21 protein-coding genes are annotated in these 16,100 nt (G+C 72.2%); 9 read left to right on the top strand and 12 right to left on the bottom strand.

Annotated elements, in window-relative coordinates:
- The first annotated feature begins 83 nt into the window (after positions 1-83).
- Together ACW14Y_RS30920 and ACW14Y_RS30915 are read left to right on the top strand one after the other, a co-directional pair.
- Positions 84-743, top strand: coding sequence for a response regulator (locus ACW14Y_RS30920; RefSeq protein ID WP_456984166.1), 660 nt, complete (start codon positions 84-86; stop codon positions 741-743).
- Between the two features lie 86 nt (positions 744-829).
- Positions 830-1,924 carry a sensor histidine kinase gene (locus tag ACW14Y_RS30915; protein WP_456984164.1) on the top strand — a complete coding sequence of 365 codons (1,095 nt, stop codon included), beginning with the start codon at positions 830-832 and terminating at the stop codon, positions 1,922-1,924.
- A gap of 59 nt (positions 1,925-1,983) precedes the next feature.
- On the opposite strand, the gene ACW14Y_RS30910 is transcribed toward ACW14Y_RS30915, so the two are convergent.
- Positions 1,984-2,613: a class I SAM-dependent methyltransferase gene (locus ACW14Y_RS30910; RefSeq protein WP_456984163.1), complete on the bottom strand. Its 630-nt coding sequence runs from the start codon at positions 2,611-2,613 to the stop codon at positions 1,984-1,986.
- A 119-nt stretch (positions 2,614-2,732) separates the two neighbouring features.
- Positions 2,733-3,659: an aldo/keto reductase gene (locus tag ACW14Y_RS30905; protein WP_456984162.1), complete on the bottom strand. Its 927-nt coding sequence runs from the start codon at positions 3,657-3,659 to the stop codon at positions 2,733-2,735.
- Between the two features lie 69 nt (positions 3,660-3,728).
- Between ACW14Y_RS30905 and ACW14Y_RS30900 the strand changes: the two genes are divergently transcribed.
- A complete protein-coding gene (locus ACW14Y_RS30900; protein WP_328954261.1) occupies positions 3,729-4,103 on the top strand; it encodes a MerR family transcriptional regulator in 375 nt (124 codons plus the stop codon).
- A gap of 264 nt (positions 4,104-4,367) precedes the next feature.
- Here the strand turns inward: ACW14Y_RS30900 and ACW14Y_RS30895 are convergent, their stop codons facing one another.
- The 3 genes from ACW14Y_RS30895 to ACW14Y_RS30885 all read right to left on the bottom strand — a co-directional run bounded on the left by ACW14Y_RS30895 (position 4,368) and on the right by ACW14Y_RS30885 (position 6,702).
- The gene (locus ACW14Y_RS30895; protein ID WP_456984160.1) at positions 4,368-5,039 is read right to left on the bottom strand and encodes a hypothetical protein; all 672 of its coding nucleotides are present in this window, start codon (positions 5,037-5,039) and stop codon (positions 4,368-4,370) included.
- Between the two features lie 402 nt (positions 5,040-5,441).
- A complete protein-coding gene (locus ACW14Y_RS30890; RefSeq protein WP_380312713.1) occupies positions 5,442-6,041 on the bottom strand; it encodes a hypothetical protein in 600 nt (199 codons plus the stop codon).
- A 289-nt stretch (positions 6,042-6,330) separates the two neighbouring features.
- A complete protein-coding gene (locus ACW14Y_RS30885) occupies positions 6,331-6,702 on the bottom strand; it encodes a hypothetical protein (protein ID WP_380312710.1) in 372 nt (123 codons plus the stop codon).
- A 60-nt stretch (positions 6,703-6,762) separates the two neighbouring features.
- Between ACW14Y_RS30885 and ACW14Y_RS30880 the strand changes: the two genes are divergently transcribed.
- A complete protein-coding gene (locus tag ACW14Y_RS30880; protein ID WP_380312707.1) occupies positions 6,763-7,140 on the top strand; it encodes a hypothetical protein in 378 nt (125 codons plus the stop codon).
- Between the two features lie 161 nt (positions 7,141-7,301).
- On the opposite strand, the gene ACW14Y_RS30875 is transcribed toward ACW14Y_RS30880, so the two are convergent.
- The 3 genes from ACW14Y_RS30875 to ACW14Y_RS30865 form a co-directional block, all read right to left on the bottom strand.
- Positions 7,302-7,592, bottom strand: coding sequence for a DUF397 domain-containing protein (locus ACW14Y_RS30875; RefSeq protein ID WP_456984157.1), 291 nt, complete (start codon positions 7,590-7,592; stop codon positions 7,302-7,304).
- A gap of 167 nt (positions 7,593-7,759) precedes the next feature.
- On the bottom strand, positions 7,760-7,942 hold the full coding sequence (locus ACW14Y_RS30870; protein ID WP_380391163.1) for a DUF397 domain-containing protein: 183 nt from the start codon (positions 7,940-7,942) through the stop codon (positions 7,760-7,762).
- Positions 7,939-8,820: a helix-turn-helix domain-containing protein gene (locus ACW14Y_RS30865; protein WP_456984155.1), complete on the bottom strand. Its 882-nt coding sequence runs from the start codon at positions 8,818-8,820 to the stop codon at positions 7,939-7,941. The genes ACW14Y_RS30870 and ACW14Y_RS30865 overlap by 4 nt, the downstream gene beginning before the upstream one ends.
- A gap of 127 nt (positions 8,821-8,947) precedes the next feature.
- On the opposite strand from ACW14Y_RS30865, the gene ACW14Y_RS30860 reads away from it, so the two are divergent.
- Complete coding sequence (locus ACW14Y_RS30860) at positions 8,948-9,436, top strand: ATP-binding protein (protein ID WP_456984153.1); 489 nt, start codon at positions 8,948-8,950, stop codon at positions 9,434-9,436.
- Positions 9,423-9,605 (top strand): hypothetical protein, encoded by a 183-nt coding sequence (locus ACW14Y_RS30855; RefSeq protein ID WP_380391155.1) that lies wholly within the window; start codon positions 9,423-9,425, stop codon positions 9,603-9,605. Before ACW14Y_RS30860 ends, ACW14Y_RS30855 begins: the two co-directional genes overlap by 14 nt.
- Positions 9,606-9,668: 63 nt before the next feature.
- Here the strand turns inward: ACW14Y_RS30855 and ACW14Y_RS30850 are convergent, their stop codons facing one another.
- Positions 9,669-10,094 (bottom strand): hypothetical protein, encoded by a 426-nt coding sequence (locus ACW14Y_RS30850; protein ID WP_380312656.1) that lies wholly within the window; start codon positions 10,092-10,094, stop codon positions 9,669-9,671.
- Positions 10,095-10,436: 342 nt separating this feature from the next.
- Here ACW14Y_RS30850 and pnuC point away from each other — a divergent pair, with 342 nt between their 5' ends.
- From pnuC to ACW14Y_RS30835, 3 genes are all read left to right on the top strand, one after another.
- The gene (pnuC, locus tag ACW14Y_RS30845) at positions 10,437-11,021 is read left to right on the top strand and encodes a nicotinamide riboside transporter PnuC (protein WP_380312658.1); all 585 of its coding nucleotides are present in this window, start codon (positions 10,437-10,439) and stop codon (positions 11,019-11,021) included.
- Complete coding sequence (locus ACW14Y_RS30840; RefSeq protein WP_456984150.1) at positions 11,018-12,115, top strand: AAA family ATPase; 1,098 nt, start codon at positions 11,018-11,020, stop codon at positions 12,113-12,115. Before pnuC ends, ACW14Y_RS30840 begins: the two co-directional genes overlap by 4 nt.
- Before the next feature lie 179 nt (positions 12,116-12,294).
- Positions 12,295-13,098, top strand: a complete 804-nt coding sequence (locus tag ACW14Y_RS30835) for a class I SAM-dependent methyltransferase (RefSeq protein WP_456984148.1) — start codon at positions 12,295-12,297, stop codon at positions 13,096-13,098.
- Positions 13,099-13,154: 56 nt separating this feature from the next.
- On the opposite strand, the gene ACW14Y_RS30830 is transcribed toward ACW14Y_RS30835, so the two are convergent.
- The 3 genes from ACW14Y_RS30830 to ACW14Y_RS30820 form a co-directional block, all read right to left on the bottom strand.
- The gene (locus ACW14Y_RS30830) at positions 13,155-13,553 is read right to left on the bottom strand and encodes a RidA family protein (RefSeq protein WP_456984146.1); all 399 of its coding nucleotides are present in this window, start codon (positions 13,551-13,553) and stop codon (positions 13,155-13,157) included.
- 179 nt (positions 13,554-13,732) lie between these two features.
- Positions 13,733-14,965 (bottom strand): hypothetical protein, encoded by a 1,233-nt coding sequence (locus ACW14Y_RS30825; protein WP_456984145.1) that lies wholly within the window; start codon positions 14,963-14,965, stop codon positions 13,733-13,735.
- A 244-nt stretch (positions 14,966-15,209) separates the two neighbouring features.
- Positions 15,210-16,058, bottom strand: coding sequence for a S1 family peptidase (locus ACW14Y_RS30820; protein ID WP_456984143.1), 849 nt, complete (start codon positions 16,056-16,058; stop codon positions 15,210-15,212).
- Positions 16,059-16,100: the final 42 nt, after the last annotated feature.

Raw genomic sequence — 16,100 nt, 5'->3', positions numbered from 1 at the left:
CGCGGATCGCGCCGCGCACGGGGCAGGCTCGGCACGGTCGACCGGATCCGAGGGAATCAGGACGACAGGGGCGGGGCGCCGGCGTGATCCGAGTTGTGGTGGTCGACGACGAGGCACTGATCCGGTCGGGATTCGGCCTGATCCTGAACGCCGCCGAGGACATCGAGGTCGTCGCCGCGGTACCCGGCGGACAGGCCCTGGAAGCCGTGGCCGCACACGCTCCGGACGTGGTGCTGCTCGACATCCGGATGCCCGACGTCGACGGACTGACCCTCCTGCGCGAGCTGCGGACGCTCGACCGCCCGCCCGTGGTGGCCATGCTGACCACCTTCGACTCCGACGAGTACCTCGCCCGGGCCCTGCGCTCGGGCGCCGCCGGCTACCTGCTCAAGGACACCGACCCCGACCACCTCGCACCCCTCGTCCGCTCGCTCGCCGACGGAGCCGTGGTCCTGGCCCCCAAGATCGTGCCGACCGTGGTCGCGGGCTATCTGCGCCACCACCGCGGCCTGGAGACCGGCGCCGCCCGCACCGCCGCACTCACCGCACGCGAACACGACGTCCTGGTGCTCCTCGCCCAGGGCCTGACCAACGGCGCCATCGGCCGGAGCATGCACCTGAGCGAGGGCGCGGTCAAGGAACACGTCAGCGCGCTCCTCGCCAAGCTCGCGGTCAACAACCGTGTCCAGGCCGCCCTGTGGGCACAGCGCAGCGGCCTGCTCACCGCCGAGGCCGCGCAGTGAGCGCGGCAAGCGCGGCAAGCGTCCCGGGCAGCACCGCCGAAAGGCCACCGCAGTCACCGGCGGGGCGGTGCCTGCCGCCATGGGCTGTGGACGTCCTGCTCACGATGTTCGCGCTGGTCGACAGCTGGCTGACGAACCTGAACCCGCTCCAGGGATACATCGACCTCGATCTCCCAGGTGCGCTCGTGGGGTCGGTCGCCGCGCTGACAGTGCTCTTCCGCAGGCGATGGTCGGTCCTTCTGCTCGTGATCGCGTCCCTGACGGTGGTGGTGGCGCCGACCGACTGCTTGTCGCTCATGCTGTTCGCACTGTTCACGCTGTCCGAGCGCTCGCGCAGCCCCTGGGGGCCGGGCATCTGCGCGGTCCTACTGTCGGTTGCAGCGCGCTGGACGGACAACGAAGGACTGGCCGAGGACCTGTACGACGTCCACAACATGATCTTCTTGACGGGAATGGCATGGTCAGCGGTCTTCCTCGGACAGCTGGTCCGGACCCGGCGGGAGCTCGCCCGGAACATGGCCGAGCTCCGCGAGACCCAGGAGCACGAGCGCGAACTGCACGCCCAGGCCGTCCTGGCCCGCGAACGCGCCCAGCTGGCACGGGAGATGCACGACGTGGTCTCCCACCAGGTGAGCCTGATCGCGGTGGGTGCCGGTGCCCTGCAAGTAGCGGCGGACAGCAGCGGGACGAGGGAGGCGGCGCGCACCATCCGCAAGCTGAGCGTCACCACCCTGGAGGAGCTGCGGCACATGGTCACCCTGCTGCGCGCGCCCGGCAGCACCGACCCCGGAACCACCCCCCGACCCACCCGGGAACAGCTCGCCGCCCTCGTGACGGGCAGCGGCCTGGACGCCCGCCTGGTCGGTGGAGTGCCCGACAGCGCCGGAGCGGCCGTCCAGCGGGCGGTCTACCGGATCGTCCAGGAGGCGCTGACCAACGTACGCAAGCACGCCCCGGGCGCGACCGCGACGGTCGAGGTCCGGGAGACCGCAGCGGGACTGGAGGTCACCGTGACCAACACGGCCCCGACCCGGCCCGCCCTCCAGCTGCCCGGCTCCGGACTCGGCCTGGTCGGACTGCGGGAACGCGCCGAGAACCTCCACGGCACCCTGACCTGCGGCACCACACCCGACGGCGGCTACCGCGTCTGCGCCACCCTCCCCGCCCGGGAGACCGCTTGACGCTCGACTCCCCCGGTGCAATGCCCCGGCCCGTGAAGCGCCCCGCCCCCCGGCACCCGCTAACGACGCCGGGCCAGCAGGTGGGCGTCGAGGAAGCCCCGTTCCGAGACCGGGTCGTGGAGCAGCCGGGCGAAGGGGTCGAGCCCGGCCCCGGTCAGCAGCCCGGCGAGGCGGTCGACCGGCCAGCTGTACGCGGGTGTCACCTTGTGGTCGAACCGGATCGGCTCCGGTCCGTCGGTGCCGAAGAAGGAGAGCAGGAGCAGGCCGCCGGGCGCCAGGACGCGTACCAGTTCGGCGAGCAGTGCCGGCAGTTCCGCCGGCGGCGTGTGGATCGTCGAGTAGTGGGCCAGCACACCGCCGAGCGCGCCGTCCTCGACCGGCAGGGACTCCGCCCGTGCCTCGTGGAAGGGCAGGGCCGGGTGGGCCCGCCGGGCGTGCTCGACCATGCCCGGGGAGAGATCGAACCCGGTGGCCTCCAGGCCGAGTTCGTGCAGTGCGGCCGTGAGATGCCCGGGCCCGCAGCCGACATCGGCCACCCGTGGATTGCCGGTCGCGCGCACCAGTTCGGCGAAGGTGCCGATCATGGCCCGGGTGAACGGCTGCTTGTCCATCCGCTCGGCGACCACCGACACGTACAGCTCGACGACGCCGTCGTAGGCCGCCCTGGTCTCGTCCTGGTGATTCGTCACGGGCGGACTGTAGGCCATGCTCCCGAGATCACAGGCGGAGCCGGACAACTACCGCCCGCCGCAGCTGTCCGGAGTGGGAAGTCGGAGCGGCCGACTTCCCACTCCGGGCAGGACACCGGTCACGCACCCTCGACCCCGGCGGCGACCTCGGCGGCCGCGATTCCGTCCAGGCGCGCGTACTGCTCGTCGCTCAGCTCGACGGCCGCCGCACCCAGGTTCTCCACCAGGTGCTTCGCCGACGTGGTGCCCGGGATCGGCACGATGTTGGGCGAGCGGTGCAGCAGCCAGGCGAGCGCGGTCTGCGCCGGGGTGGCGCCGACCTCCCGGGCGACCTCGGAGACCGGGCCGCCCCCGCCCGCGTGGCCGCCGACGGCGATCGGGAAGAACGGCAGGAACGCGATGCCGTGCTCGGCGGTGAAGTCGACCACCGGTTCGTGCTGCCGGGCGGCCAGGTTGTACCAGTTCTGCACGGAGGCGATCGGGGCGATCTCCAGCGCCTGCCTCAGCTCGTCGACGGTGACCTCGGAGAGGCCGATGTGCCGGACCTTGCCCTCGTCCTGGAGCTGCTTGAGCGCGCCGATCTGGTCGGCCAGCGGCACCCCGGGGTCGATCCGGTGGAGCTGGAGCAGGTCGATCCGCTCCACGCGGAGCCGACGCAGGCTCAGCTCGGCCTGCTGGCGCAGGTACGCGGGGTGGCCGACCGGGATCCACTCGGAGGGGCTCGGGCGGGTCACGCCCACCTTGGTGGCGACCACGACGCCCGGGGCGTACGGGTGCAGCGCCTCGGCGACCAGTTCCTCGCCGCCGCCGAGGGCGTAGGAGTCGGCGGTGTCGACCAGTTGGACGCCGTGCTCGACGGCGGCGCGCAGCACGTCGAGGGCGGCGGAGCGCGGGGTCGGGGCACGCCAGATGACCGCGTCGCCGGGCTCGATGTCCGGGGTGTCGGCGAGGCGCATGGTGCCGTAGCCGATCCGGTGGAGCGTCAGGTCACCACCGATGGAGAAGGTCTGACGGACAGGACGGATGCTGATCTCGGTGTTGGTCATGGGGATCACGCTAGGATCTCTCATCCGTGTGAGGTTCAAGGGAGCACGACGAGATGTGAGGGGCGTCACATGCGGATCGGCGAGCTGGCGGCGCGGACCGGGGTCAGTGTCCGCCTGCTGCGGTACTACGAGGAGCAGGGCCTGCTGGAGCCCCGGCGGCCCGCAGGCGGCCAGCGGCGGTACGACGAGGACGCGCCGACGGTCGTCCGCAACATCCGGGCCCTGCTGGGGGCCGGGCTCTCCACCAGCGCCATCCGGGACGTGCTGCCCTGCGTGAACGGCGACGGCGCGGTGGCCGCCTGCATGCTGGAGGTGCTGGAGCAGCGGCTCGACCTGATCGACACGCAGATGCTGGCGCTCGGGGCGAGCCGGGTCGCGCTGGCGGGGATCGTCGCGGCGGCCCGCCAGGAGGCCGGGACGGCCGCCGAACCGGTGCCGGCGTAGGACTTCGCCGATCGCCTCGTTACCGGAGCCCGGACCAGTTCGGGCCGGGCATGCACGGGTGGGGTCCACCGCGCGCTCCGTGCCGAGCGAGACGGGCGACCACCAGGTGGTCCCGCCGATCGATTCGTCCTCGGCGCACCGAACCCGCGGCCACGCGGCGCGGGCGCGAGCCGTCGGGGCCGGCGTCGCGTGCGACGCCGGCCCCGGTGATGCTCATCCGCGCCCGTACGCGGCCTCATCGGCCGAGCGCCGGCGTGGGCCGGATCAGATGTGGATCCAGAACGCCTCCATCCAGCGGTTCTCGTCGATGCTGCCGATCCACTGGTCGTACGACCACTGGTCCGTAGTCTTCCAGCCGAAGTTCTTCACATGGGCGCCGGCCTTCATGCTCTCGTTGGTGCTCCGCAGGTGGATCGCCTCAAGGACATTGCCGTTGCCGTTCGACATCTGGACCCAACCACCCGGACCGACGTGGACCTCCGCGCCCCTGCCGTCGTTCGCCCAGTGCAGCTGCACGTTGAAGTCCATCCCGCCGGTCGTGCCGACGGCGAAGTAGACAGCGTCGATCGGGTCGCCCTGCCCCACGGATCCGGTGAAGCTCGACTGGTCGGTACAGATCAAGCTGGTCCACACATTGGCGTTCCGCACGTGCGCCTGGTAGCACACGACGCGCCCCTGGATCGTGGCGCCGTCCGTGACTCCCTGCGTGTTCACGTCGGCCCGCGCCGCGCGCATCTTCTGGAACTCCTCCGGGCTCAGCTTCCCGACCGTGGTCACCTCGTTCGCCGCAGGAGCGGACGGTTCGGCGGCCTGCGCCACCGGCATCACGCCGAGGAGCGCGAGCGCGGTGAGCCCCGAGACGGCGGTCAGTGCACGAAATCGCATGACTGTTTTTCCCTTTTCGATCACTCGGTCGACTTGCTTCGCGAACATCATTCAATGGCACTCAAAATGATTGCGCCGTATAAAAACCAGCCACGTTTTCCGCCAGTCGTCCATGAATGGGGAAGAGGGCATCAATCCCTCGACATGCATATCTTTTGACGGATATGTGGCCCCATGCTCCCGCCCGCAGGGTCGTCGGCCCCCTTCGAGGGCCGGTCAGCGCGGAGGTGCTCCCGGAGGCAGGCCAAGTGCACGTGGAGGGCACCTCTCAGCCGCGCTGGTGCTGTGACCGCACAGGTTCGCCGAGTTGGTACTGGAGGGCCCCTGGCCGGTTGATTGCCGTCGCGGCGGCCGCTCGGGCCCCCGGCCCGCACGGCCTGCGACATGCGAACCGCCAGGGTCGGCGCCGATGCGACGCCGGCCCCGGCGGTGGTCAGGCGCGGTGGAGCCGGATCAGATGTCGATCCAGAACGCCTCCATCCAGCGACCCTCGCCGATGCTGCCGATCCACTGGTCGTGCAACCACTGGGTCCCGCCCTTCCAGCCCACGTCCTTCACGTGGGCGGAGGCCTTGATGAGCGCGTTGGTGCTCCGCAGGTGGAGCGCCTCGACCGTCTCGTCGCCGGCGTCGATTTCGACATAGCCACCCGAAGGCACCTGGCGCTCAGGGCTGCTCTCGGGGATGTTCGAGATGTGCACCTGGGTGTAAAATTCCAGGCCGCCGCTCGGCCAGAGGACGACCCTGTCGATCGGGTCGCCGTGGCCCTCCGTCCCGGCGTGGCCCGTCTGGTCACTGCACACGATGGGGGTCCACCCGGCGTTCTTCGAGTGAGCCCGGAAGCACAGGCGGGGCCCCGCTGCCACCGCGTCACCGGATGCCGTCGCCTCGGCACGCGCCGCGTTGACGGCCTGCTCCATCTCCGGGGTCTGCTTCCCGACCGTTATCTTGAAACCCGCCTCGGGGGCGGCCGGGGCGACCGCCTGCGCGGCCGGAACCGTCCCGAGGACCGTGAGCGCCGTGATCGCAGCGGCGGTCAACGTGCGGAATCGCATGATGAGTACTCCGTTCGTCTGTCGGGCCATCTTGTTTGCAGACGAAATAGAATCGTGTGCGACGGGTCGCGGGCGACATGGAAACCGGACACAATTTCAGCCGTGCACGCACCAAATCGGTCGATGCGAACGGAACCACACCAAACCGACCGACGGTACGGCCAGCCGGTTCCCGCAAGGGCCCGCCGCGGTCGCCGAACGCCCTTCCGCATCGCCGTGGAGGGTCCGGCTCCTCCAGCCGGAACGCGGCGCGCCGGAGCTCTCGGAAAGCCGACCCAATCCGGCCCCGCTACCTCCTGGAACCGCCGAGCAGGCCGCGGATGAAGGGGATCGCGAGGAGGGACAGGAAGAAGGTGCTGATCCCGTCGCGCGAGACGCTGTAGAAGACGACGAGCCCCACGATCACCGCGAGGGAGCCGATGCACCCGCAGCCCCGGCGGGTGCGACCGGCCACCCGCTCGCGCTCCTGGCGGGCCCACTGCCGCCGGGTCTCCTCGATGAACTGCCGGCGGTAGGCGATCTCATCGGGGCTCTGCGGTGGAGCCGCCCAGGTGAAGTTGACATTCCCGTGGACATCCCGGAACTGGTACACCGGGCGCTCGAAGTGCCCGCCCGAGATGTGGTTGTAGATGTTCGGATCCTGATCGCCTCTGTCCCCCATGTGGACCTACCGTAGAGGCACTTTGACGATTCGTCAGTCAGGACAAATGGGGGTTCTCGGATGGATCCGGTAGCAGTGGGACTGCTGGCCGACCTGGCCGGGGGGACCGGCGGGGACGGCGGGCGGCGGGCCTGGGAGGCGCTCGGTGCGCTGGTGCGGCGGCCGACCGGGGTCGGCTCGGGCGAGGCGGAGTTGGTGGCCCTGGAGCGCGCACCCGGGGACGTGGCGTGCGCTCACGCGTTGAGTACGGCGCTGGCGGTGCGAGCGGCGCTGGAGCCCGAGTTCGGGGTCGAGCTGGTGCGCTGGCAGGAGCAGGCGCGGTCGTTCCGCACCGGCGAGGGCTCGGTGCGGAACGAGATCAGCGGCGGCACCTTCCACGGCACCGTGTCGATCCAGCAGGGCCGGGACTTCCACATCTGGCCGGACCAGCGGCAGTAGGGCAGGCCGGGGCCACGGGCGTCCTGGGCGCGCCACACGGAGAAGTCGGCAGGCCACTGGAGGCGGGACGGCCTTCGGGGCCGGACCCCCGGTTCTCCAGCTACTCGTCGAAGTTGTTCGCCCGACCGTCCAAGCAGGCCGGGCCGGGCCCGAACACGGGCTCAGGCGGAGCGGGCGTAGGCGACGAAGGCTTCCCAGGCGGCCGGAGTGAAGGTGAGGTGGGGGCCGGACTTGTCCTTGGAGTCACGGACGAGGACGGCGGCGGTCGTCTCGGCGACCTCGACGCAGTTGCCGCCCTCGTCGCCGCTGTGGGTGCTCTTGCGCCAGCCGACCTCGACGCATTCGCCGCCTTCGGCGCCGCTGTGGGTGCTCTTGCGCCAGGCGATCTCGACGCAGGCTCCGCCCTCGTTGCTGCTGTGGCTGCTCTTGAACCAGACCAGTTCGCTGCTCATCGCTACTCCCTGAAGTGAGGGTGTCGGTGGCGCGCGCCCAGGATACGGAGCAACTGCGTTGAGGGCCACGGGTACAGCCCACACAGCGGGCCAGTGGCGCCCACACAGAAAGCGACCGTCCACCGGTCGGTGGACGGTCGCGGGGCGCCGAGCGGGGAGACTGGTCGTCAGACCGACTGCGCGAACTCGACGAACGCCTCCCAGGCGGCCGGCGAGAAGGTGAGGCGGGGACCGGACTTGTCCTTGGAGTCACGCACCAGCACGGCAGACGTCGCCTCGGCGACCTCGACGCACTCGCCGCCCTCGTTGCTGCTGTAGCTGCTCTTGAACCACACCAGTTCGCTGCTCATCGTTCTCCCAGAATCTTCTCGATCAACGACATGGACTCCGGCGGAGTGTGCGCCTGCGACCTGAGCGTGCCGTACCGCGCGTTCAGGATCCGGACTTCACTCTGATCCGTGATCAGCCTACTGCTCGTCTGCACCTCGATGTAGCCCATCTGCGAACGGCCCTTCGGGGTGATCAAAATGAACGGTCCACCCATACCAGCGTGGTCGGTGCGATCGAGCGGCATGACCTGGACCACCATTCCCCTGGTATTCCCGACCTCCAGCAGATGACGCAACTGCGCCACGTGAACGCCCCAGCCGCCCAACGGCCTCCTGAGCACGCTCTCGCAGATCACCCAGCTGAACATGGCCCGGGGCCACTTCGTGAGAACCTCCTGTCGCGCCATACGAGCTGCTACGCGGCTCTCGATCGTCTCCTCAGTCAGGAGCGGCTGACGCATCGCGTAACCAGCACGCGCGTGTTCCTCGGTCTGGAGCAGTCCCGGCATGCCGTACATGCTCCAGTTGTTGAGCTCCTCCGCCTCAGCCTCCAAACCCGCGTATCCCCTGAACCACTCCGGATGCCGCACCCTCGCCTTGGCCTTGGCACTCTCGATGTCGTCCGACGTGACGATCAGCAGCCCGCCGGCGTCGAGAATCCGCTCCGACGCCTCCAGCAACTCCCGCTGCGGCGTGCGCTTCCCCTGCTCCACCGCGCCGATCAGGCTCTCGGTGTAGCCGACCTGCTTGGCGAACTCCTTCTGCGTCAACCCGGCCCGCTCGCGCAGCAGTTTGATCTGCTTCCCGATCGCCTTCAGGAAGTCGGAGACCTCCGAGAGGTCCTCCTCCAACTCGGGCCGCACATCGCCGCTGTCGCCGCCGCCCCGAACTTCAGCCATAACGACCTCCCCATTTCCCGGTCACGGCCGACGGGCCGTCACACAACACGTTCCGCACGCATACAGGCACTTACCGTGCTCACCCGATGCATCGTCAGCGTAAGGCCGGGGGGGCAGGCTTTTCCCCATGAAGTCCGAAATCCCCCTCGACGACCCGGCTCCGCGCGCCCACACCGCGCTCCTCTCCGCCACCCCCAAAGGGGCCGCCATCGGCCGTCGAATGGCCAGACAGCGACTGACCTCCTGGGAGCTCAACTCCCTTTGCCCGGACGCCTTTCACTCCGCGCTGCTGATCGTGGCCGAGCTGGCCGCGAACGCCTCGATCCACGGGCGCACACCGGGGCGCGGGTTCGAGCTGAGCCTCTCGCTCACCTCCGTGCGCCGGTCGCGCACCACCGTGCTCCGCATCGAGGTGTCCGACTGCCGGGGCGACAAGCGGCCCGTGCTGCCGGACCCGAGGGTGTGTTCCACCGAGGCGCAGTCGGGGCGCGGGCTCACGCTCGTCGACGCGCTCGCCGACCGCTGGGGCACCCTCCCCCGGGAGCCCAACGCGAAGACGGTCTGGGCCGAAATCGACCTGCCCGAGGACAAGTTCGAGGCCGATGACACCGCCTGAGCGCCACTCCCCCGACGCCGTGACCACCGCGACCGTCGCGGTCTGCACCGTCCTGCCGATCACCCTGCTGCTCGCCCTGGTGGCCTGGATCTACCCCGTCCTCAAGCACCACCACGAGCCGCACCCCTCCCCCGCAAGCACCACGTCCAGCCCGCCGACCCCCCGATGACAAGCGCCCTCGGCCCCTCCCGCCCGGGAGGAACCGAGGGCATCCGCCGTGCGGGCCGTCGGGTCAGGAGACGACCACCGTGACCTTCCAGAGGACGGTGAACGGCGGGCAGATCGTGCGCGGGTCCGGCACGCAGCGGCCGATCGCGGTGACGTCGCTGGTGCCGGCGGTCGAGGCGGTGAAGGTGGCGTGGGAGTCGCCGTTCGGGTCGGCGGTGCCCGCCGTCCGTGTCAGCACGGCGGCCGTGGTGGCGACGGGCGCGTACCAGTACCAGGTGACCGTGTAGTCGCGCATGGCGGTGAGGTCCACCTGCACGGTGTCGCCCACACCGGCGTGCACGGTGGTGCCGCCGTTCGCGGCGACGATGTGCACGGTCGTGGTCGTGGTCGTGGTCGCGGCGGCAGCGGGCGCGGCCGTCGCGGCGGGGGCGGCACTCAGGGCCAGCGCCAGGGCGACGGCGGGCAGGGTGAACAATCGCATGATCTTCATCAACTCTCCCGGGCTTCAGTGGGGTTCGGCACTCGGAGCCTCCCGTCTACCGGGCCGCACCCGCCCCGGGCAATGCCCACCGCCCCCACCGCCCCGAAGCTCCGCCGAACGCACGCCCCGCACGCTCCCCCGATCACCGTAGGCGGGCGGCCCCCGCCTCACCCGTGCCCTCCTCGCCGCACTTTGCGAAGTGCAGCGAGGAGGGCACCGCAGCACTTTGCAAAGTGCGACTTTGCCAAGTGCCCGGAGGAGCCCGGCCCGGCGCGGCGGCGCCGTCCCGGCACTTGGCAAGATCCCGCGCTTCCCTTATCGTCACTCTGACATTAATCAAGGAGGGGCGGCATGTCGCTCGACTGGACCGAAATACTGGGCTTCGCCACCGGCGCGGCCTGCGTCGCCCTGACCGTCCGGGCCAGTGTCTGGAACTTCCCGGTGGGCATCGCCAACAACGTGTTCTTCCTGGTGCTCTTCGCCGGTGCCAGGCTGTACGCCGACGCCGCGCTGCAGATCGTCTTCCTGGCACTCGGCGCACACGGCTGGTGGCAGTGGCTGCGCGGTGGCGAGCGCCGCGGCCGGCGGGAGATCCGCTCCGCCGGGCCGCGCACCGTCGCGCTGACGGCGGCTCTGCTGGTCCCGGTGACCGCGGCCCTGACCCTGGTGCTGGCCCGCGCCGGTGACAGCGCGCCGTTCTGGGACGCGCTCACCACCGCGCTCTCGCTGGCCGCGCAGTGGCTGCTGAACACCAAGCGGATCGAGACCTGGTGGTTCTGGATCGCCGCCGACCTGGTCTACGTCCCGCTGTACCTCGCCAAGGACCTGTACCTGACCGGCGCGGTGTACGTGCTGTTCCTCGTGATGTGCCTGGCCGGCCTGCGGGCCTGGCGGCGGGAGCGGACCGTCCTGGGCCGAGCGGCGGTGGCGGTGTGACCGGCTTCCGGCACGGCCTGGTGATCGGCAAGTTCTACCCGCCGCACGCCGGCCACCACTTCCTGATCCGCAGCGCCGCGGACGCCTGCGAGCGGGTCACCGTGGTGGTGATGGCCGCCGACGTGGAGTCGATACCGCTGGCCGCGCGGGTGGCGTGGATCCGCGAGGCGTGGGCCGCCGAGCCGCGGGTGCGGGTGGTCGGCACGGTGGACAACCTGGAAGTCGACTACCACAGCGAGGAGATCTGGGCCGGGCACGTCGCCCTGATGCGGGACGCGGTCGGCGAGCGACCGGTGGACGCGGTGTTCAGCTCCGAGCCGTACGGGGTCGAACTGGCCCGCCGGTTCGACGCGGCGCCGGTGGTGCTCGACCGGGCCCGGGACACCTTCCCGGTGTCCGGGACGAAGGTGCGGGCCGACCCGGTCGCGCACTGGGCCGATCTGGAACCGCCGGTCCGGGCCTGGCTCGCCCGCCGGGTCGTGGTGCTGGGCGCCGAGTCCACCGGCACGACCACACTCTCCCGCGACCTCGCCGAGGCGCTGCGGGCCCGCGGCGGGCCGCACGCCCGGACCGGCTGGGTGCCCGAGTACGGTCGGGAACTGACGGTGGCCAAGCTCGCCGTGGCCCGCGCGCTCGCCCCGGCCGACGGGCCCGGGCCGACCGTCTTCGACCTGGAGTGGGGAGACCCGGACTTCGCCCTGGTGGCCCGGCGGCAGACCGAGGCGGAGGACCGGGCGGCCCGCTCCGGCGGGCCGGTGCTGGTCTGCGACACCGACGCGCTCGCCACCACCGTCTGGCAGGAGCGGTACGTCGGCGCGGTCACCCCCGAGGTGCGGGAGCTGGCCGCGGCGATGCCCGCGCGGGCCCTGTACCTGCTCACCTCGGAGACCGGGGTGGCGTTCGAGGACGACGGCCTGCGCGACGGCGAGCACCTGCGGGCCTGGATGAACGGACGCTTCCGCGAGGTGCTGGCCGCCCAGCCGGTGCCCTGGATCGAGCTGACCGGCAGCCGGGAGCAGCGCCTCGGCACCGCGCTGGCCGCGGTCGACGCCCTGCTGGCCGAGGGCCGGGGCCTCGCGGATCCCCTCGGCTGAGAGGCGCGCCCCTGTCGTGGCTTGCCTCTGCCGCGCGACGCCCGCCGATCACCGAGGCCCACCCGCAGCGGCGGATCTTGCGCCGACGAGCGGCCGCGCCTAGGGTCCGAGGGTCCGGGTCCGATGTATCGACTCGATACATCGGACCGATACATCCATCCATGGCGCAGGGGGCCGCGATGACTTTCACCCACGCACAGACGGACGGCGAACGACAGCGCCACCGCTCGTCGTTCGGCGCGGCGGCGGGCGCGTACGCCGAGCACCGGCCGGACTACGCGCCCGAGGCCGTGCGGTGGGCGCTCGCGGGGGCACCCGGGCGACGAGTCCTCGACCTCGGGGCGGGGACCGGGAAGCTCACCGGCACCCTGCTCGCGCTGGGCGGCCTGGACATCACCGCCGTCGAGCCCGACGCGGCGATGCTGGCGGAGCTGCGGCGCGGCCTACCCTCGGTCCGGGCGTTCCAGGGCAGTGCGGAAACGATTCCGCTCCCGGACGGGTCGGTGGACGCCGTCGTCTCCGGCAACGCGATGCACTGGTTCGACATGGCCGCGGCCGGGCCGGAGATCGCCCGCGTCCTCGCGCCCGGCGGGGTGCTCGCGGGGCTGTGGAACGTCTTCGACGACGGCACCGACTGGGTCGCCGGGCTCGCGGAGGTCACCGGCCCGGCCGCGATCGGCCCGCGCGACCTGCCCGCCGCCTGGCGGATCGAGACGGCGGAGCTGCACCTGCCCAGGACCGGCGCGGACAGCCCGTTCCACGCCCCCGAGCAGGCGGAGTTCCCGCACGGCCACCGCCGGACCGCCGAGTCCCTGGTCGCCACCCTCGGCACCAAGGCCGGCGTGCTGGTCATGCCCGAGCAGGAGCGCGCGGAGCTGCTGGCCCGCGCCCGCGCCCACCTCGCGGGCCACCCCGCCACCGCCGAGGGCGAGTTCACCCTCCCCCTGCTCACCAGCGTGCTGCGGGTGCGCCGCCGCTCCTGACCGTCGACGCGGCGTGGGAAGTCGGCCCGTCCGACTTCCCACTCCGCGCCGGGCCGCTACTCCCCTGCCGCGCGGGCCCGGTAGGCGTCGACCTCGATCTCGATCCGCATCCGCTCGTCCGCCAGACCGGCGACCAGCATCGTCGCCGCCGGGCGGACGTCCCCGAAGCAGCGGCGCAGCACCGGCCAGCACGGCTCGAAGTCCTCGCGACGGGGCAGCAGGTAGCGCACCCGGACGACGTCCGCGAAGGTGCAGCCCGCCTCGTCGAGGGCCGCGCCGATGTTGCGCAGGCACTGCTCGGCCTGTTCCACCACGTCGTCGGAGATCGTCATCGTCGTGTAGTCGTAGCCGGTGGTGCCGGACACGTGGACGTGGTCGCCGACGACGACCGCGCGGGCGTAGCCGATCTGCTCCTCGAAGGTCGAACCGCTCAGGATCGTGTGTCGCTCAGTCATGCGCCGCACGCTAGGTGACCTGTGGCGATCCCGTCCACCACGGCCCCGGGGCGGCGGCGCGCGCCGCCGCCCGACGTCCCGGACCTGTACGGCCCGGCCCGCCCCGCCGTACGGGTCCGTACGGGTCGGTACGGGTCGGTACGGGTCCGTCCGCGCGGCGGGGCGGCCGCGGCGCGTGGCTACTGCCAGCTGATGATCACGTAGCCGTCCCCGCCCACGCCACCGGTGCTTCCGGTCTGTCCGGACCGGCCGACCTCGCCGGGGGTGTTGTCCGCGCTCACGGTGTTGTCGCCGTTGCCTCCGATTCCACCCCGGCCGCTGGCGGCGCCCCGGCCGCCGTAGCCGCCCGCGCCGACCCCGGCGGGCAGGGCGGGCGAGGGCGACGTGGTGGGGGCGCCGGTGCCGCCGGTGCCGCCGAACCGGGGGTGTCCGTCCCGTCCGCCGAACCCGCCGGTGCCCTGGCCCCCGTCGCTGCCCGCTCCTCCCGCCTCTCCACCCGCACCGTCCGCTCCCCCGGTGCCCTCGGCACCGCGGGTGAGCGACTGCGTGCCGGAGCAGAAGTCGTTGCCGAACACGGGGACCTCTGCGGCGGGGCCTCCGGCGCCGCCCGGCGCGGGGGCTCCACCGGCGCCCCCCTTTCCGGGCGTCCCGCTGCTGCCCCCGGAGGTTCCGGTCGTGCCGCCTCCGCCCCCGCCTCCGCCCGGCCCGCCCCGGCCGCCTTCGCCCGGCAGACCCCCGCTCGCGACCGCAGCGGCCAGAACGCGGTACACCCCGAACAGGCCGCTCTCCCCGCCGTGCTGTCCCGGACCGCCGACACCGCCGGTGCCGCCGCGGCCACCGGCGGTGCCGTTCTCCGTCGCCGCGCCGCCGACTCCGCCCCCGGCGTTCGCCCCGCCGGGACCCCCCGAACCGCCCTGGCCCACCCGTACGGTCAGGTACGGCTCTTGGCTCAGGCTGGTCAGACTGGTTCCCGTGATGCGGCATTCGACGAAGGTCCCGGCGTTTCCGCCGGCCCCTCCGCCGGCGCTGCTGCCGCTCGCACCGCCTCCCCCACCGCCGCCGCCGGCCGCGAACAGGTTCGCGTCCTCGCCGCCGCCACCACCCCCGCCGCCTCCTCCCCCACCGCCGCCACCGGCGCCGCCACCACCGGCGCCCCAGACCCGGACGACCAACTCGGTGACGCCCGAGGGGATGCTGAAGGACGAGTCGCCGGGCGTGGCGAACACCTGCTCGCCGGCGAGCCGGCCGACCGGGCGGGCGTCGGAGGGCGCGTCCGGCACGGACGGGCGCTGCGGTGCCGCCGACGCGGGGACGGCGGTGAGCAGGCCGCCGGTGACGGACAGGACGAGGGCGACCGTGCGGGGCCACGACAGGGCCACCGGTCGGAGCCGGGAAGAAGAAGAAGGAGTCATGCCACCGACCATCGGACCGGCCCCCGGGGCCCGCAACCCCTGCTCCGCCGCGCGACCGGGCCGTCTACTCCGTTCGCGTGCGGCCTCCGGCGCCGCAGGTGCGGTGCCGGAGGCCGGGGCGGGATCCGACCGGACTCCGGAGCAGCGCCGAGGAGCCCGGTCGACGGCGGCACCGGTACCGGCCACGAGCAGAGCCGGGGCCGGTACCGACGAGGAGGGCCGTACCGTCGTCGGCCCGCCGTCGTCAGCCTGCGGACGGCACGGCGTCGGCGCTGTGCGTCGAAGTGCGGTTGTCCCTCAGGGTCTGCTGGATCCAGCCCTTGTAGGCGGACGCGTTGGTGTAGAGGCCGGGGCCCTCCGAGCAGGGCACGCCGGGGGCGCCCGGGCCGGAGGTGACGCCGATCAGTTCCCAGCGCCCGTTGCGGGCCTTCTGGAGCTGCGGGCCGCCGGAGTCGCCGTGGCAGGCCATGGCCTTGGCCTTGGTGGTGAGCGTGCACAGCCGGGTCGCGTCCGCGAAGCCGGGGGCGCAGTCGGACACGGCGCCCACGCGGGTGTTCAGCTCCTGGAGCCGCTCGGGGAAGGCGAACTTGCCGTCCACGGTGGTGCCGTAGCCGAGCAGTCGGGTGGCGGTGCCGGGGCGTCCGGCCTCGGCGATCCGGATCGGCCGCTGGCTGACCGGGCGGTCCAGACGGACGAGCGCGAGGTCGTCCTTGTTGGCGATCGTGCCCGCACCGTTGACGTAGCCGGGGTGGACGAAGGTGCGGTCGATCTTGCGGACGGTGCCGCCCGTCTTCCGGTGGTCACTGCCGACCCGGACGATGCCCTCCAGTTCGATGCCCTCGACGGCGATGCAGTGCGCGGCCGTCAGCACCCACTGGGGGTCGATCAGCGAGGCGCCGCAGTTGCCGTCGACCAGGCCGAGGGTGGGGGCGGACTCCGGGATCGTCGCCATGAACGGGTAACGCTCGGTGGAGTCGCCGCCGTTGACGATCGCTCCGGCGCTGCCGGCCATGACGGTGGCGCAGACGGCGACGGCGAGGGCGCCGACGGCGGTGGTGCGGGCGGCGGTGCGGGAGAGCTTGGCGCTGAACACGATTGGTTCCCTTTGCTCGGAAGTGCCGATGTGCTCCAGCCT

This window comes from Kitasatospora sp. cg17-2 (genome assembly GCF_054031055.1).
Note: the sequence above shows the minus strand (reverse complement) of the source record. Positions and strands in the feature narration are given on the sequence as shown.

Coding starts and splice junctions, on each gene's coding strand:
- ACW14Y_RS30905 (WP_456984162.1), bottom strand. CDS start 3,659: ATGACCAACACCGAGATCAGCATCCGTCCTGTCCGTCAGACCTTCTCC.
- ACW14Y_RS30900 (WP_328954261.1), top strand. CDS start 3,729: ATGCGGATCGGCGAGCTGGCGGCGCGGACCGGGGTCAGTGTCCGCCTG.
- ACW14Y_RS30895 (WP_456984160.1), bottom strand. CDS start 5,039: ATGATGTTCGCGAAGCAAGTCGACCGAGTGATCGAAAAGGGAAAAACA.
- ACW14Y_RS30890 (WP_380312713.1), bottom strand. CDS start 6,041: ATGCGATTCCGCACGTTGACCGCCGCTGCGATCACGGCGCTCACGGTC.
- ACW14Y_RS30885 (WP_380312710.1), bottom strand. CDS start 6,702: ATGGGGGACAGAGGCGATCAGGATCCGAACATCTACAACCACATCTCG.
- ACW14Y_RS30880 (WP_380312707.1), top strand. CDS start 6,763: ATGGATCCGGTAGCAGTGGGACTGCTGGCCGACCTGGCCGGGGGGACC.
- ACW14Y_RS30875 (WP_456984157.1), bottom strand. CDS start 7,592: ATGAGCAGCGAACTGGTCTGGTTCAAGAGCAGCCACAGCAGCAACGAG.
- ACW14Y_RS30870 (WP_380391163.1), bottom strand. CDS start 7,942: ATGAGCAGCGAACTGGTGTGGTTCAAGAGCAGCTACAGCAGCAACGAG.
- ACW14Y_RS30865 (WP_456984155.1), bottom strand. CDS start 8,820: ATGGCTGAAGTTCGGGGCGGCGGCGACAGCGGCGATGTGCGGCCCGAG.
- ACW14Y_RS30860 (WP_456984153.1), top strand. CDS start 8,948: ATGAAGTCCGAAATCCCCCTCGACGACCCGGCTCCGCGCGCCCACACC.
- ACW14Y_RS30855 (WP_380391155.1), top strand. CDS start 9,423: ATGACACCGCCTGAGCGCCACTCCCCCGACGCCGTGACCACCGCGACC.
- ACW14Y_RS30850 (WP_380312656.1), bottom strand. CDS start 10,094: ATGAAGATCATGCGATTGTTCACCCTGCCCGCCGTCGCCCTGGCGCTG.
- pnuC (WP_380312658.1), top strand. CDS start 10,437: ATGTCGCTCGACTGGACCGAAATACTGGGCTTCGCCACCGGCGCGGCC.
- ACW14Y_RS30835 (WP_456984148.1), top strand. CDS start 12,295: ATGACTTTCACCCACGCACAGACGGACGGCGAACGACAGCGCCACCGC.
- ACW14Y_RS30830 (WP_456984146.1), bottom strand. CDS start 13,553: ATGACTGAGCGACACACGATCCTGAGCGGTTCGACCTTCGAGGAGCAG.
- ACW14Y_RS30825 (WP_456984145.1), bottom strand. CDS start 14,965: ATGACTCCTTCTTCTTCTTCCCGGCTCCGACCGGTGGCCCTGTCGTGG.